Annotated in this window: 13 protein-coding genes and 1 tRNA gene; 8 read left to right on the top strand and 6 right to left on the bottom strand. The window is 70.8% G+C overall.

The window, feature by feature from the left end; all coding sequences use genetic code 11:
- Window positions 1-8: 8 nt before the first annotated feature.
- The 5 genes from ACF08W_RS22110 to ACF08W_RS22090 all read right to left on the bottom strand — a co-directional run bounded on the left by ACF08W_RS22110 (window position 9) and on the right by ACF08W_RS22090 (window position 3,628).
- A tRNA-Gln gene (locus ACF08W_RS22110) sits at window positions 9-80 on the bottom strand.
- Window positions 81-166: 86 nt separating this feature from the next.
- Window positions 167-886 carry an HAD family hydrolase gene (locus tag ACF08W_RS22105; RefSeq protein ID WP_392280282.1) on the bottom strand — a complete coding sequence of 240 codons (720 nt, stop codon included), beginning with the start codon at window positions 884-886 and terminating at the stop codon, window positions 167-169.
- A gap of 169 nt (window positions 887-1,055) precedes the next feature.
- A complete protein-coding gene (gene gltX / locus ACF08W_RS22100; RefSeq protein WP_392280281.1) occupies window positions 1,056-2,528 on the bottom strand; it encodes a glutamate--tRNA ligase in 1,473 nt (490 codons plus the stop codon).
- Window positions 2,521-3,297, bottom strand: a complete 777-nt coding sequence (locus ACF08W_RS22095; RefSeq protein ID WP_385211831.1) for a fumarylacetoacetate hydrolase family protein — start codon at window positions 3,295-3,297, stop codon at window positions 2,521-2,523. The genes gltX and ACF08W_RS22095 overlap by 8 nt, the downstream gene beginning before the upstream one ends.
- A 142-nt stretch (window positions 3,298-3,439) precedes the next feature.
- Window positions 3,440-3,628 carry a hypothetical protein gene (locus ACF08W_RS22090; RefSeq protein WP_352276465.1) on the bottom strand — a complete coding sequence of 63 codons (189 nt, stop codon included), beginning with the start codon at window positions 3,626-3,628 and terminating at the stop codon, window positions 3,440-3,442.
- 585 nt (window positions 3,629-4,213) lie between these two features.
- Between ACF08W_RS22090 and ACF08W_RS22085 the strand changes: the two genes are divergently transcribed.
- The 8 genes from ACF08W_RS22085 to ACF08W_RS22050 all read left to right on the top strand — a co-directional run bounded on the left by ACF08W_RS22085 (window position 4,214) and on the right by ACF08W_RS22050 (window position 14,869).
- Window positions 4,214-8,032, top strand: coding sequence for a nitrate- and nitrite sensing domain-containing protein (locus tag ACF08W_RS22085; RefSeq protein ID WP_392280280.1), 3,819 nt, complete (start codon window positions 4,214-4,216; stop codon window positions 8,030-8,032).
- 9 nt (window positions 8,033-8,041) lie between these two features.
- Window positions 8,042-8,455 (top strand): roadblock/LC7 domain-containing protein, encoded by a 414-nt coding sequence (locus ACF08W_RS22080; protein WP_259934900.1) that lies wholly within the window; start codon window positions 8,042-8,044, stop codon window positions 8,453-8,455.
- A 133-nt stretch (window positions 8,456-8,588) separates the two neighbouring features.
- Window positions 8,589-8,996, top strand: coding sequence for a DUF742 domain-containing protein (locus tag ACF08W_RS22075; protein ID WP_352276250.1), 408 nt, complete (start codon window positions 8,589-8,591; stop codon window positions 8,994-8,996).
- Window positions 8,977-9,558 (top strand): ATP/GTP-binding protein, encoded by a 582-nt coding sequence (locus ACF08W_RS22070; protein ID WP_072487286.1) that lies wholly within the window; start codon window positions 8,977-8,979, stop codon window positions 9,556-9,558. Before ACF08W_RS22075 ends, ACF08W_RS22070 begins: the two co-directional genes overlap by 20 nt.
- Before the next feature lie 348 nt (window positions 9,559-9,906).
- The gene (locus tag ACF08W_RS22065; RefSeq protein ID WP_392280279.1) at window positions 9,907-13,188 is read left to right on the top strand and encodes a nitrate- and nitrite sensing domain-containing protein; all 3,282 of its coding nucleotides are present in this window, start codon (window positions 9,907-9,909) and stop codon (window positions 13,186-13,188) included.
- Window positions 13,189-13,198: 10 nt separating this feature from the next.
- The gene (locus ACF08W_RS22060) at window positions 13,199-13,612 is read left to right on the top strand and encodes a roadblock/LC7 domain-containing protein (protein ID WP_006127847.1); all 414 of its coding nucleotides are present in this window, start codon (window positions 13,199-13,201) and stop codon (window positions 13,610-13,612) included.
- 89 nt (window positions 13,613-13,701) lie between these two features.
- Window positions 13,702-14,307 (top strand): DUF742 domain-containing protein, encoded by a 606-nt coding sequence (locus tag ACF08W_RS22055; RefSeq protein WP_392280278.1) that lies wholly within the window; start codon window positions 13,702-13,704, stop codon window positions 14,305-14,307.
- Window positions 14,288-14,869 (top strand): ATP/GTP-binding protein, encoded by a 582-nt coding sequence (locus ACF08W_RS22050; protein WP_014048542.1) that lies wholly within the window; start codon window positions 14,288-14,290, stop codon window positions 14,867-14,869. The genes ACF08W_RS22055 and ACF08W_RS22050 overlap by 20 nt, the downstream gene beginning before the upstream one ends.
- 90 nt (window positions 14,870-14,959) lie before the next feature.
- On the opposite strand, the gene ACF08W_RS22045 is transcribed toward ACF08W_RS22050, so the two are convergent.
- Entirely contained in the window at window positions 14,960-15,166 is a 207-nt protein-coding gene (locus tag ACF08W_RS22045) for an acyl-CoA carboxylase subunit epsilon (RefSeq protein WP_385211819.1), read from the bottom strand.
- Window positions 15,167-15,219: the final 53 nt, after the last annotated feature.

Below are 15,219 nucleotides of genomic sequence, written 5' to 3'. Positions count from 1 at the left end.
TTTCTGCGCTGGGCTACCAGGACTCGAACCTAGAATGACGGTACCAGAAACCGTAGTGTTGCCAATTACACCATAGCCCACTGGAACGCAACCCCTTGCGGGGTCTTTGTTCCTGCTGCGCCTCCCGTTCGGACTTTCGTCCCGCCCGGGCGGCGCAGAAAGAACATTACCCGAAGGTGTCCGGCGCTCCAAAACGGGTATCGGCGAGCAGCAGCCGGGGCAGCTGGTCGAGCCGCTCGATACGGAGGAGTTCGGGCCGTCCGCCCCGCCCCTTCCGGTCCAGCCAGATGCCCCGCAGCCCGGCGGCGACCGCCCCGGCGGCGTCGATGTCCGGCTCGTCGCCGACGTACGCGACCTCCCCCGGTTCGAGGCACAGCTGCTCGCAGGCGGCGTGGAAGGCGCCGGCCTCGGGCTTGGAGATGCCGAGCTCCACGGCGCACACCACGGCCTCGAAGCGGTCCCGCACGCCGAGCACGCGCAGCTTGTGGTCCTGGTTGAGGATGCTGGAGTTCGAGAGCACCGCGTGCCGGTACCCGTCGGCCAGCAGGTCCAGCACGGGCAGCACGTCCGGGAAGAGCTCCCAGGCGGCCTCGTAGTGGCTCGCGTGCCGGGCGAACCACTCGTCGGCCTCCGGGTCCGTCAGCGGCCGCGAGACGAACTCCCTGACCCGGTCCCGGCGCTGCTCGTGGAAGCCGACCTCCCCGGCGGCGAACCGCGCCCACTGCGCCTCGGTGATCGTCCGCCAGGCCAGGAGGGCCTGCTCGACGGTGGCGTATCCGTCGGGCAGGCCCTCCTGTTCGAGCTGACTGCGCAGGCCGACGTGGTCGGCCCGGGTGTAGTCGAAGATCGTGTCGTCGATGTCCCAGAGCACGGCTCGGATGACCATGCGGCCAGGCTAGCGGCCCCGCACCGGACGCGGGAGGGCTCCGCCGGGGCGGATCGCCGGCCTCCGGTGCCGCCCGGCGTTCCGGGGCTTCCCGGCCGCCCCGGAACGCCGCGAGGGGGCGGCCCCGGGGTGAACCGGGGCCGCCCCCTCGGGGCATGGCCGGGAATCCTTACGCGGCGAGCTTGGCCAGGGCCGCGTCGATGCGGGCCAGGGTCTTCTCGCGGCCCAGGATCTCCAGGGACTCGAAGAGCGGCAGGCCGATCGTGCGGCCGGTGACCGCGACCCGGACCGGGGCCTGCGCCTTGCCGAGCTTCAGGCCGTGCTCCTCGCCCGCGACGAGGATGGCGTTCTTCAGGGCGTCCGCGTTCCACTCGGCGTCGGCCAGCTTGGCGCGGGCGGTGACCAGCAGGGCGTCGGAGCCCTCCTTCATCGCCTTGTTCCAGGACGCCTCGTCCGTCGCCGGCTCGTCCAGGAAGAGGAAGTCGACGTTGGCCGTGATGTCCGAGAGGACCGTGACCCGGGTCTGGGCGTGCGGGGCGATCTCCGCGAACCGCGCCGCGTCGAAGTTCTCCGGGGCCCAGGGGGCGAACGGGGCCTGCAACCAGGGGCCGCACGCCTCGGTGAACGCCTTCACGTCCATCCGGCGGATGTGCTCGGCGTTGACGTGCTCGCACTTCTTCAGGTCGAAGCGCGCCGGGTTGGCGTTGACGTCCTTGATGTCGAAGGCGGCCACCATCTCCTCGACGGAGAAGATGTCCCGGTCCTCGGCGATCGACCAGCCCAGCAGGGAGAGGTAGTTCAGCAGCCCCTCGGGCACGAAGCCGCGCTCGCGGTAGAGGTTGAGCGAGGCCTGCGGGTCGCGCTTGGAGAGCTTCTTGTTGCCCTCGCCCATCACGTACGGCAGGTGGCCGAAGGCGGGGGTGTCCTTGGCGATGCCCAGCTCGATGAGCGCCTTGTAGAGGGCGAGCTGGCGCGGGGTGGAGGAGAGCAGGTCCTCGCCGCGCAGGACGTGGGTGATCTCCATCAGGGCGTCGTCGACCGGGTTGACGAGCGTGTAGAGCGGGGCTCCGTTGGCGCGGACGATGCCGTAGTCCGGCACGTTCTCCGGCTGGAAGGTCAGCTCGCCGCGGACCAGGTCGGTGAAGGTGAGCGGCTCGTCGGGCATCCGGAAGCGGACGATGGAGGTGCGGCCCTCGGCCTCGTACGCGGCGATCTGCTCGGCGCTCAGCTCGCGGCAGTGGCCGTCGTAGCCGGACGGCTTCCCGGCGGCGCGGGCGGCGTCGCGGCGGGTGTCGAGCTCCTCGGTGGTGCAGTAGCAGTGGTACGCGTACCCGCCGGCGAGCAGCTTGTCGGCGACGTCCTTGTAGATGTCCATCCGCTGCGACTGGCGGTACGGGGCGTGCGGGCCGCCGACCTCGGGGCCCTCGTCCCAGTCGAAGCCGAGCCAGCGCATGGAGTCCAGGAGCTGGTTGTACGACTCCTCGGAGTCACGGGCGGCGTCCGTGTCCTCGATGCGGAAGACCAGGGTGCCGCCGTGGTGCCGGGCGAAGGCCCAGTTGAACAGGGCGGTGCGGACCAGGCCCACGTGGGGGTTGCCGGTCGGCGAGGGACAGAAACGGACGCGTACAGGTGCGTTAGCCACGCTTGATCACCTTGTTGGTGAGAGTGCCGATGCCTTCGATGGTGACGGCGACCTCGTCGCCGACATGGAGGGGTCCGACCCCTGCGGGGGTGCCGGTGAGGATCACGTCGCCCGGGAGCAGCGTCATGGCTTCCGTGATGTGGACGACCAGGTCCTCGACCGAGCGGATCATGTCGCTCGTGCGGCCCAGTTGGCGTTGCTCGCCGTTGACCGTCGCCTGGATGGTCACGTCGCCGGGGTCGAGGTCGGTCTCCACCCAGGGGCCGAGCGGGCAGGAGGTGTCGAAGCCCTTGGCCCTGGCCCACTGCTTCTCGCGCTTCTGGACGTCACGGGCGGTGACGTCGTTGGCGCAGGTGTAACCGAGGATGACGTCCTTCACGCGCTCGCGCGGGACCTCCCGGCACATGCGGCCGATGACCACGGCCAGTTCGGCCTCGTGGTGCAGCTCGTTCGAGAAGGAGGGGTACTCGATCGCGTCGCCTGAGCCGATCACCGAGGTGGTGGGCTTGAAGAAGGCGACGGGGACCTCGGGCACCTCGTTGCCGAGCTCCGCGGCGTGCTCCGCGTAGTTGCGGCCGATGGCCACGACCTTGTTGGGGAGCACGGGCGGCAGGAGGCGGACCTTGCTCAGCGGGACCTTGGTGCCGGAGAGCTCGAACTCGGCGTACGGGATGCCCTTGATGATGTCGAGGACGAGGCCATCGGGCCCCTCGCCCTCGACGGCGCCGAACGCGACATTGCCGTCGATGGAGAACCTGGCGATGCGCACGGGATGCTGTCGCCCCTCACTCGCTTGCTGGCTGAAGACTGACGCTCCAGGCTAACGCGTTGCCCGGCGGGGATTGCCCCGATTTCGAGCGGGGCGGACGCGGGCACGGCGAGGGGGACGGCCGGGAAGGGCGGGGTCCGCGCTACTCGACGGGCGCGGCGGCGACCGGGGCCTCCATGAGGATGGTGCGGCGCGGGTTGGCGGTCTGGCCCGGCAGCTCGACGGCGTGTTCCGGCCGCTCCGGCGCCCGCAGCTCGCCGGCGTCCTTGAGGTGCGCCAGCGTGGTGCGGCGGGGGTTGGCAATGTTGCGGAACGTCATCGTCGTCTTCATCTGCCGTTCGGACCCTGTCGGTACGGGCGCCGCCCGCGAGGGGGCGCCGATGGTCGGTTGTGCCATCCCAGTAAAGCGTCAGGCTAAACATCCAATTCCCGGCGGATGCCCGGAAGAGACAACGATCATTGTGTGAGTTTGCTCACGACCGTGTGGACAATCCACCCATTCCAGGCGGCCGATCGCGCCAACAGAAAGGGACATTCCGCCACTGAATCATCTATTCCACTCCCGACCATGGCGACTGGGACACAAGTCGAAACTTAAAAATTCGCTCCTTATTGACCGTTTTATGCATGATCAAGCTCCACGGCTTGTCACTCGCCAATCACAAAGCGTCACTCATGTCACTGTGAGACACCAGGCCCTTGTTGGAGGTCCGGCACTGTGCTGGAATTCCACGCACCGCCGCGGGTTTCAAACCGGCGCGCAGGGGGCGCGACAGAGCGCCGAGTGGCGGCGGAAAGGGGAAGAGGGCGCCGGTCACTCACGACCACCATGGGGCAGGTACGGACGCCCCACAACGCCGACACCGTCCCACCGCATCGCGCGGGCGGGACGCCTGGTCCAGAGGTTGCGACGCTAGTGCAGGGACGTTTCAAGAGGGATGGCAGCGCTGCGGCGGAGCAGGAGCCGCACGGCGGGACCGACCGCGGTCCCTCGGCACAGCACGCCCAGAACGCCGGGCCGGCCGGGACCCCCGACGGCGGCGACCGCGATCAGCGCCCCGCCGCGGAGAGCGACGACACCGACGCGGTCTCCTCGCCCAAGGCCCAGGCCCCCGTCGGCAGCGGCTCGCGCGTCGCGCTGCGCAACTGGCGCATCAGCACCCGTCTGGTCTCCCTGCTCGCCCTCCCCGTGGTCGCCGCGACCGCGCTCGGCGGTCTGCGGATCAACGAGTCGATGAACGACATCCAGCAGCTGGACCACATGCAGCTGCTGACCAGGCTGACGACGCAGGCGACCGCGCTGGCCCAGGCGCTCCAGGACGAGCGCGACCGCTCGGCCGGTCCGCTGTCCAACGGCGTGAAGGCCGACGACTTCAAGGTCACCGACCCCCGGAAGAAGACCGACCGGGCGAAGACGGCCTTCCTCGACGCCACCAACGACATCGGCGACCCCTCCGGCGACGAGGCGCTCGAAGGCATCTCCGCCAGCGCCGCCCAGATCGCGCGCCAGCTGGCCAACATCCGCGACATCCGCAAGACGGCGTACGCCAAGGGCTCCCCGAGCCTCCAGACCGTCGACCAGTACAGCCAGCTCATCTCGTCGCTGCTGAGCCTCTCCCAGGACATGGCGCAGGCGACCAGCAACTCGGAGATGATCAAGCGGACGCGTGCCCTGGCGGCCTTCTCCTCCGCCAAGGAGTACGCCTCGGTCCAGCGGGCGATCATCGCCGCGGCCCTGCCCGGCGGCAATGACAAGCAGCCGCACCTCGACCCGAACGACAAGCAGTTCGGCAAGTCCGCGCTCGGCAAGGAGCAGTCGGCGCTCAGCTCCTTCAAGTCCGTGTACGCGGCCACCGGCAACGACGCCGACGAGCTGACCGCCACGCTCGACGAGGGCAACCCGGAGATCAAGGCCGCCACCACCTACGCGAAGAAGGTGCTGGACAGCCCCACGGGCATGGAGGGCACCGCGCGCCGCTCCTACCTCGACTGGTACGACCAGAGCTCCACCAAGATCGGGGCGATGACGACCATCGAGGAGACCCTCCTCGGTGACATGGAGGGCAAGGCCCGCGAGCTCCGCAACGAGTCGAAGCGCGAAGCCATCATCAGCGGTGCGCTCATCCTGCTCGTCCTCGGTGTCTCGCTGGTCGGGGCCTTCGTCGTCGCCCGGTCGATGATCCGTTCGCTGCGCCGCCTCCAGGACACCGCCACCCGGGTCGCCCAGGACCGGCTGCCCGAGCTCGTCAAGCAGCTCTCCGAGACCGACCCGCAGGACGTGGACACCTCGGTCGAGTCGGTCGGTGTGCACTCCCGGGACGAGATCGGCCAGGTGGCCGCGGCCTTCGACGACGTGCACCGCGAGGCCGTCCGCCTCGCCGCCGAGCAGGCCCTCCTCCGGGGCAACGTCAACGCGATGTTCACCAACCTCTCGCGCCGCAGCCAGGGCCTCATCCAGCGCCAGCTCTCGCTCATCTCCGAGCTGGAGTCGCGCGAGGCCGACCCGGACCAGCTCTCCTCGCTCTTCAAGCTCGACCACCTCGCGACCCGTATGCGCCGGAACGGCGAGAACCTCCTCGTCCTCGCGGGCGAGGAGCCGGGCCGCCGGTGGACCCGCCCCGTCCCGCTGGTCGACGTGCTCCGTGCCGCCGCCTCCGAGGTGGAGCAGTACGAGCGCATCGAACTGGCCGCGGTGCCCGCCACCGAGGTCGCCGGCCGGGTCGTCAACGACCTCGTCCACCTGCTCGCCGAGCTGCTGGAGAACGCCACGTCGTTCTCCTCGCCGCAGACCAAGGTGCGGGTCACGGGTCACGCGCTGCCCGACGGCCGCGTGCTGGTCGAGATCCACGACACCGGTATCGGCCTCTCGCCGGAGGACCTGGCCGCGATCAACGAGCGGCTCGCCTCGCCGCCCACCGTGGACGTCTCGGTCTCCCGCCGCATGGGCCTGTTCGTGGTCGGCCGCCTCTCGCTGCGTCACGGCATCCGGATCCAGCTGCGGCCCTCCGACTCCGGCGGTACGACCGCGCTGGTCATGCTGCCCGTCGACGTCGCGCACGGCGGCAAGCAGCCCGCGCCCAAGCCGGCCCCGGGCCAGCAGGCCGGTGCTCCGGGCGGTCTGCTCGGCGGCGGCCAGGCGGGTGCGGCCGGTGGCTCGCGCCCCGGTCTCGGCGCCGCTCCCGCGGGCCCGGCCGGCCGTCTGGCCCCGGGCCAGGCCGGAGCGCGCGGCCAGGTCGGCGCGGGCTCCGCGCCCCGTGCCGCGCTGCCCTCCCGCGACGGCGGTCCGCGCCAGCCGCAGGGCCGGCAGGACGCCGGGTTCCCCGCGGCCGGGACCGGCCCCCAGGACGCGTCCCGTCCCGAGCCGCAGCGCCACGGCGGCGGTCTCGCGGGCGCCTTCGGCAACGGCGCCCGGCTCGGTGCCCGCGGTCAGGGCGACAGTCCGGGCCGTCAGGAGCCGGGCGGCCGCCCGGACCTGTTCAGCGAGAAGCGCCAGGTCCAGGACCGCCAGAACGACGGCGCCGCCTGGCAGTCGCAGCCGCAGCAGGCCCGGCAGAACCCCGCCGGGACCGGCGGCTTCCAGCAGCCCGGCCAGGGCGGCCCCGAGCGCCAGCTGCCGCCCGTCGGCGGTCCGCGCGCCGAGCTGCCCGGTGCCCCCTCCCAGGGGCCGGCGACCGGCGGCTACCCCGCACCGCAGCGTCCGCAGACCACCAGTTGGGGTGCCGAGGACCCGGCGCGTGGAGCGCTGGACGCCCCGCGCGGCCACGAGGAGCCCGAGGCCACCGGCCAGTTCCAGCGCCCGGACACCGGACAGTTCCAGCGGCCGGACACCGGCCAGTTCGAGCGCCCGGTGGACCCGCAGTTCGCTCCGCGTCCGTCGCTGGACGAGCAGCAGGGCCCCGGCGCCACCGCCGAGTTCGCCCGCCCGGACTTCTCCGCCCCGGCTCCGCAGCCGCACGTCCCGCAGGCCCAGGCCCCGCAGGACTTCCCGGCCCAGGACCCGGCGAGCACCGCGCAGTTCGCCCGCCCGGACTTCGGGCAGCCGCAGCCGCAGCCCGTCCGGGCGCAGGACCAGGGCTTCCCCGCCCCGGCCCAGCAGACCCCGGGCAACGACTTCGGCGCACCGCGTCCGCCGGCCGGTGACGGCCCGTACCGCCCGGTGCTGCCCCAGCAGCCGCAGCCCGAGGCGCTGCCCGCCGCAGGCCCCGGGGACGGTCGTACGCCGCTGTACGACACCCTGGAGACCAACTGGTTCCACGGCCCGCAGCAGAACCAGCAGGGTCAGCAGGGCGGCCAGCAGCACGGCGGCCAGCAGCACGGCGGTCAGCAGCCGCCCGCCGCCGAGCCGCAGGAGCCCACGTCCCTCCCCCGCCGCCAGGCCCCGGAGTCCCCGGCTCCCGGTGCCCCGGCCGGTGGTGGCGACACGGGCAGCACCCCCGCAAGTTCCTGGCGCCCCTCGCCCAACGACGAACTCGTACGGCAGGCGGAGCGGGTCAAGAAGCCCGCGGCAGGCGGAATCACCACTTCCGGTCTGCCGCGTCGAGTGCCCCGCGCCAACCTGGTGCCGGGAACCGCTCAGCAGCAGAACCATCAGTCCGGTCCGCAGGTGTCACGCGCCCCCGACGACGTGCGCGGGCGGTTGACCAATCTCCGCCGGGGCATCCAGCAGGGGCGGCAGGCCAACAGCCAGTCGACCGGCAGTTTCCCACTCGGCCCCACTCACCAGCAGGAGCGTTAGTTGAGCCCGATGAGTCAGGCCGCGCAGAATCTGAACTGGTTGATCACCAACTTCGTGGACAACACCCCCGGGGTGTCGCACACGGTGGTGGTCTCCGCCGACGGACTCCTGCTGGCCATGTCCGAAGGATTCCCCCGTGACCGCGCCGACCAGCTCGCCGCCGTCGCCTCCGGGCTGACCTCGCTGACCGCGGGCGCCTCCCGCATCTTCGAGGGCGGCGCCGTGAGCCAGACGGTGGTGGAGATGGAGCGCGGGTTCCTCTTCCTGATGTCCATCTCGGACGGTTCCTCCCTGGCCGTTCTCGCCCACCCGGACGCCGACATAGGTCTGGTCGGGTACGAGATGGCCCTGCTGGTCGACCGCGCGGGCAGTGTTCTCACCCCCGACCTCCGTGCCGAACTCCAGGGGAGCCTGCTTCACTAGGCGTCCTTGGATCGACGACAGACTCGATTGCCCCAGGTAACGCCCTCAACCCTCGCCCGTCAGGCCGTGCAGAGCCCCCCACCGGCCCCACCCGACGGCACGCCGACGCACTGCTGTCACGCCCGGAGGATTCATGACCCCGCCACCCGCCTCACCCGATCCGTACGGCGCACTGCATCACGCGTCGTACGACGGTGAAGGCGACCAGCCACTGGTCCGCCCGTACGCCATGACCGGTGGCCGGACCCGGCCGCGCTACCAGCTCGCCATAGAGGCACTGGTCTCCACCACGGCCGACCCCGCGCACATGGCGACGCTGCTCCCCGAGCACCAGCGGATCTGCCACCTCTGCCGCGAGGTCAAGTCGGTGGCCGAGGTCTCGGCGCTGCTGTCGATGCCGCTCGGTGTGGCCCGGATCCTCGTCGCGGACCTGGCGGAAGCCGGCATGGTGGCCATCCACCAGCCGGGCAATGGAGAGGCCGGCGGCGCGCCGGATGTGACACTGCTCGAAAGGGTGCTCAGTGGACTTCGCAAGCTCTAGCGGCGGCGCTGCCCGGGCCACCACCTCGGCGAAGATCGTGGTGGCAGGGGGCTTCGGCGTGGGTAAGACCACGTTCGTCGGTGCCGTCTCGGAGATCAACCCGTTGCGCACGGAGGCCGTGATGACCTCCGCGTCCGCGGGCATCGACGACCTGACGCACACCGGTGGCAAGACGACCACCACGGTCGCGATGGACTTCGGCCGTATCACGCTCGACCAGGACCTGATCCTGTACCTCTTCGGTACGCCCGGTCAGGACCGCTTCTGGTTCATGTGGGACGACCTCGTCCGCGGCGCCATCGGCGCCGTCGTCCTCGTCGACACCCGCCGCCTCGCCGACTGCTTCCCCGCCGTCGACTACTTCGAGAACAGCGGACTCCCCTTCGTCATCGCCCTCAACGGCTTCGACGGACACCAGCCCTACACCCCCGACGAAGTCCGCGAGGCGCTCCAGATCGGTCCCGACACCCCGATCATCACGACGGACGCCCGCCACCGCGCGGACGCCAAGAGCGGTCTGATCACGCTCGTCGAGCACGCGCTCATGGCACGGCTCAAGTAGGCACAAGTCGGTATTTCCGTACGGTAGTTGCCGTAGTCGGGCGGGGGTGGACTGTGTCCTTTGACACGCTCCACCCCCGTGATTGATAACGTTTCGACAGAGAATTGCCCCGCGGTCGACACCCGACGCATCCGTTCGGTGTCACAGCGCTCACCCGAGCCCTGCCTTTTGGCGGGGCTCGTTCCTTATGCCCTATTTATCTGAGGTCTGCGCCACTCGGAATGACAGGTTCCGACTGTTTGGAACGCGACCCGTCCCCATGCTGGAATTCGACGAACTTCCAAGTAGTACGGCCCTGAACGAAACACGGCACAGCGTAGGTGCCGACGCCGAGAGGTTGTTGGTCGAGTGAGGCGAAGCAACGCGGGCTCCACGGCGCAGCGGGAGCGGGGCAATTTCACCCCTCCGTCGCGCGCCGCGGCGTCGTCCGTCGATGCGTCGGACGCCGAACCGCCCCCGGGCGGTTCCACGAGGCTGTCCCCGCGCAACTGGCGGGTGCCCACCCGGCTGAACGCGATCCTCCTGATCCCCGTCCTGGTCGGCCTGGTCATGGGCGGTTTCCAGGTGAAGGGGTCGATCGACACCTGGCACGAGGCCGAGAACGCGGAGAAGACGGCGCTGGTCGTGCGCGCCGCCGCCGAGTACGGCCAGGCCCTGCTCAACGAGCGCGACCTCTCCGCCCAGCCGCTGCTGTCGAACAAGCGGGACGCCGCCGTCATCACCGAGGTCCGGACCACGACGGACAACGCGGCGGGCAAGTTCAACGAAGCCGTCAAGGACATGCCGAGGACGAAGGGCCTGGAGCGGCGTCTGAGGCTCTTCCGGCTGGAGGAGCCCACCCTCCCCGAGCTGCGCAAGGCCGCCTTCGCCGAGGCCCTGGACCCGGTGAAGACCGAAGAGGGCTACGTCAAGGTCCAGCACTCGCTGATGGAGTTCAGCAACGAGCTGGGGCTGGGCACCGGCAACATCACCAGCTACGGCCGTTCGGTCTACGCGCTGGAGCTGGCCAAGGCCGCAGAATCGCTTCAGCGCTCCATCGGCATGCATCTGCTGGTCCGTCCGAGCCAGCAGCGCGCCACGTTCGACGCCCAGGTCAAGGCGTTCGGTTCGTACAACTACCTGGAGAAGGTGGCCCTCGGCGAGTTCACCTCCGGCGCCACGGAGGAGGACGCGGCCCGGCTGAAGCAGGTGCTGTCCGCCAAGGCCGAGGAGAGCGACGCCAAGCTGAAGAAGGCCAAGGAGCAGGCCGCGGCCACCGGGGTGCCGTTCGTGGCGCCGCCCAGCATCGACGGCTCGGTCTTCGACGGCATGGCCGAACAGATCTCCCAGGGCAGGTCGACCGGGAAGCTGGCCGCGAAGGGGATCACCCCGGAGAGCTGGATGGCCGCCGCGACCGCCAAGTTCGACGGCTACACCACGGTCGAGAACGAGCTCGTCGACAAGGCGGTGAAGGAGGCCGCGGACATCTCCTCCCGCGCCCGGACCGACGCCTTCGTCAACGCCGGCGTGGTGATCGTCGCCCTGCTGGCCGCGTTCGTGCTGGCCGGTCTCATGGCCCGCCAGATGAGCCGTTCGATGCGCCGGCTGCGTACGGCCGCGTTCGGCATCGCCGAGCAGCGGCTGCCGATGCTGGTCGACCAGCTCTCCCGGACCGAGCCGGGCCGGGTCGACACCCGGGTCCAGCCGATCCCGATCCACAGCCGCGACGAGATCGGCGAGGTCGCCCGCGCCTTCGACCAGGTGCACCGCGAGGCGGTCCGGCTCGCCGCCGAGCAGGCCATGCTCCGGGGCAACGTCAACGCGATCTTCACCAACCTGTCGCGCCGCAACCAGTCGCTGATCGAGGGCCAGCTGACCCTCATCACCGACCTGGAGAACAACGAGGCCGACCCGGACCAGCTGGCCTCGCTCTTCAAGCTCGACCACCTCGCCACCCGCATGCGCCGCAACGGCGAGAACCTCCTCGTCCTCGCGGGCGAGGAGCCCGGCAGCCGCTGGAACCAGCCGGTGCCGCTGGTCGACGTGGTCCGCGCGGCCGCCTCCGAGGTGGAGTCCTACGACCGCATCGAGCTGTCCGGCATCTCCGAGACCGAGATCCACGGCCAGGCGGTCACCGACCTGGTGCACCTGCTGGCCGAGCTGCTGGAGAACGCCACCACGTTCTCCTCCCCGCAGACCAAGGTGCGGGTGAACGCGACCCGGCTGCCCGACGGCCGCATGATGATCGAGATCCACGACAAGGGCATCGGTCTCACCCCGGAGGACTTCGCCGACATCAACCACCGGCTGGCCAACCCGCCGACCGTGGACGCCTCGGTGTCGCAGCGGATGGGCCTGTTCGTGGTCGGCCGCCTGGCCGACCGGCACGGCATCCGGGTCCAGCTCCGTCCCTCGGGCGAGCAGGCCGGGACCACCTCGCTGGTCATGCTGCCGGAGGCGATCACCCACGGCGGCGGGGGCGAACCGCAGGCCGGGGGCGACGACTTCACCGTCTCCTCGATCATCCCGGAGCAGCAGGGCCTCGAACAGCAGCCCCAGACGCACCAGCGCACCGCGGCGGAGCTGGGCTTCGACGACTCCCGCTACGAGCAGTCCCCGGCGGGCACGACGCTGGACCCGGTGGGCCGTTCGCTGATCCGCGAGGAACGCCGGGCGGCGCTGGGGGCGCAGGTCTCCGGCGAGCACGAGCGGTTCGCCCCGCAGCAGCCGTACGGGGACCAGCAGCCCTACGCCGCGCAGGACCAGCAGCCGTACGCCGCCGAGGGCGCGCAGCCGTACGCCGGGGACCCGTACGCCGGGGCCGGGTACGACGGCCACCCGCAGCAGCCGGAGCAGTACGGCCAGGGCCGGTACGGGCAGGAGCAGTTCGGCCAGGAACAGTACCGGCAGGAGCAGTACGGGCAGGAGCAGCAGCAGTACGGACAGGCGCCGTACGGGAGCGGCTACGCCGCGTACGGCACCGGTCCGGCCGCCGTCCCCGCGGAGTCGGGCCGTCCGGCCGCGGAGCTTCCGGGCACCGGTTACGACGGGCAGTTCGGTTCCGGCCCCCAGCAGGGCGAATGGCCGGATCAGGGCGGCTACCAGGACGGGTACGAGCCATCGGCCCCGGCGGAAGCGGAACCATCCGTCCCGTCTGCCCCCGCCGAGCCGCAGGAACGCGTAGGCTTCGACCGTTCGGGGCCCACGCCCAACTCCGGCCACGAGCTCACCGAAGCCGGTCTGCCGCGCCGGGGTGGCCAGCAGCACTGGCAGCCCACCGGCCGGGGCAACAGCCGGCCCGCCGCCGCGCAGCAGCCGCCGCAGCAGCAGGAGTTGCCGCAGCAGCCGTCGCCCGCGCAGCAGGACGGAAACGGCTCCGACGACTGGCACTCGGCCAACGACGAGCGCTGGGAGCGGGCCGAGCAGCTCCGGGAGCCGAAGGCGGGCGGGATCACCCCGTCCGGTCTTCCCCGGCGGGTGCCCAAGGCCAATCTGGTCGAAGGCACGGCGGAGCAGACCGTGCAGGACGGCCCTCAGGTTTCCCGCGCCCCCGAGGACATCCGCGGCAGGTTGAGCAACCTGCGGCGGGGCGTACTCCGGGGACGCAGCGCGGGTTCGGACGACAGTAATACCTACGACCAGGAGCGTTAGTGTGAGCCCGATGAGCCAGGCGGCGCAGAATCTGAACTGGTTGATCACCAACTTCGTGGACAACACCCCCGGGGTGTCGCACACGGTGGTGGTCTCCGCCGACGGACTCCTGCTGGCCATGTCCGAAGGATTCCCCCGTGACCGCGCCGACCAGCTCGCCGCCGTCGCCTCCGGGCTGACCTCGCTGACCGCGGGCGCCTCCCGCATCTTCGAGGGCGGCGCCGTGAATCAGACGGTGGTGGAGATGGAGCGCGGCTTCCTCTTCATCATGTCCATTTCCGATGGTTCCTCCCTTGCCGTTCTCGCACATCCGGACGCCGATATCGGTCTGGTCGGGTACGAAATGGCTCTTCTCGTCGACCGCGCGGGCAGTGTCCTCACTCCGGACCTCCGCGCCGAGCTCCAGGGAAGTCTTCTTAACTAATAGACAGACAGTGCGTTTCGCGCCACTGGGCCATAAGGTGCGGTGGCGCGGACCCGCTGGGATCGGGACCTGTAGTCGGAGGAGGAATCGTGGACGCACCCCAGGAAGGGCACCCGTACGGCGGTGGCCGACGGGTACCGGGTGAGCACGGGGACAACCGGTTCGACTTCCCCTCCACTCCCGGCGGACCGGGTGCCCGGCCTCCTTTCCGGCTCCACCAGCAGGGGCAGCAGGGCGCCCCGGAGGACGCCGACTGGTCCGTACAGCGTCCGCACCACTACGACGCGCCCCGGGCGCCCCGCGTCCAGCCGGTGGCGCCGGGGCGGAGTCCCGAGCCCGCCGCGCCGTCGGCGCACAACCCGCTGGTTCGTCCGTACGCCATGACCGGCGGCCGGACCCGCCCGCGCTACCAACTCGCCATTGAGGCGTTGGTCAGTACCACGGCCGATCCGTCCCGGCTGCACGGGCAGTTGCCCGAGCACCAGCGGATCTGCCGGCTGTGCTTCGAGATCAAGTCGGTCGCCGAGATTTCGGCGCTGCTCTCGATACCCCTCGGCGTTGCCCGGATCCTCGTCGCCGACCTGGCCGAGGCCGGACTCGTCGCTATCCATCAGCCCGGCGGCGACGAGTCCGCCGGCGGCCAGCCAGATGTGACACTGCTCGAAAGGGTGCTCAGTGGACTTCGCAAGCTCTAGCGGCGGAGCAGCCCGCTCCACTACCTCGGCGAAGATCGTGGTGGCAGGGGGCTTCGGCGTGGGTAAGACCACGTTCGTCGGTGCCGTCTCGGAGATCAATCCGCTGCGTACCGAAGCCGTGATGACCTCCGCCTCGGCGGGCATCGACGACCTGACGCACACCGGGGACAAGACGACCACCACGGTCGCGATGGACTTCGGCCGTATCACCCTGGACCAGGACCTGATCCTGTACCTCTTCGGTACGCCCGGTCAGGACCGCTTCTGGTTCATGTGGGACGACCTCGTCCGCGGCGCCATCGGCGCCGTCGTCCTCGTCGACACCCGCCGCCTCGCCGACTGCTTCCCCGCCGTCGACTACTTCGAGAACAGCGGACTCCCCTTCGTCATCGCCCTCAACGGCTTCGACGGACACCAGCCCTACACCCCCGACGAAGTCCGCGAGGCCCTTCAGATCGGCCCGGACACGCCGATCCTGACGACGGACGCCCGCCACCGCGCGGACGCCAAGAGCGCGCTGATCACGCTCGTCGAGCACGCGCTCATGGCACGGCTCCGCTAGCGGATCCACCGACGGGGAGAGACACCATACGGAAGGGCCCGCACCCCCGAGGGGATGCGGGCCCTTCCGTATGCGCTGCGCGCGCTCGGGTCAGTGCTGCCAGGAGTGCGGGGCGCGGAAGCCCGGCGTGCGCTCCAGGCGGCGCCACACGGCGGTGTTGCGGCCCCGGTGGGCGGCGGCGGGCTCGGCGGGGCGGGCGGCGGCGCGGGCGAGCAGGACCGCGGTTATCGCGGCCAGCTCCTCGGGCTCGGCGAGCCCCTTCTCGACTCGCAGCACGGAATCGGCGGCAGTGCTCATGTGGTCTCTCCGTCTTCTCGGCAGGGGCAGCAGGTGGTCGCGCGGGGTGCGGC

The organism is Streptomyces sp. NPDC015144, assembly GCF_043079735.1.
Taxonomy (GTDB): Bacteria; Actinomycetota; Actinomycetes; order Streptomycetales; family Streptomycetaceae; genus Streptomyces.
The sequence above is the reverse complement of the archived record's forward strand: the minus strand, read 5'-3'. Positions and strand labels throughout refer to the sequence as shown.

Bases quoted from the DNA above. Each gene is read 5' to 3' on its own strand.
- ACF08W_RS22105 (WP_392280282.1), bottom strand. From the start codon at position 886: ATGGTCATCCGAGCCGTGCTCTGGGACATCGACGACACGATCTTCGAC.
- ACF08W_RS22090 (WP_352276465.1), bottom strand. From the start codon at position 3,628: ATGAAGACGACGATGACGTTCCGCAACATTGCCAACCCCCGCCGCACC.
- ACF08W_RS22080 (WP_259934900.1), top strand. From the start codon at position 8,042: ATGAGTCAGGCCGCGCAGAATCTGAACTGGTTGATCACCAACTTCGTG.
- ACF08W_RS22075 (WP_352276250.1), top strand. From the start codon at position 8,589: ATGACCCCGCCACCCGCCTCACCCGATCCGTACGGCGCACTGCATCAC.
- ACF08W_RS22060 (WP_006127847.1), top strand. From the start codon at position 13,199: ATGAGCCAGGCGGCGCAGAATCTGAACTGGTTGATCACCAACTTCGTG.
- ACF08W_RS22045 (WP_385211819.1), bottom strand. From the start codon at position 15,166: ATGAGCACTGCCGCCGATTCCGTGCTGCGAGTCGAGAAGGGGCTCGCC.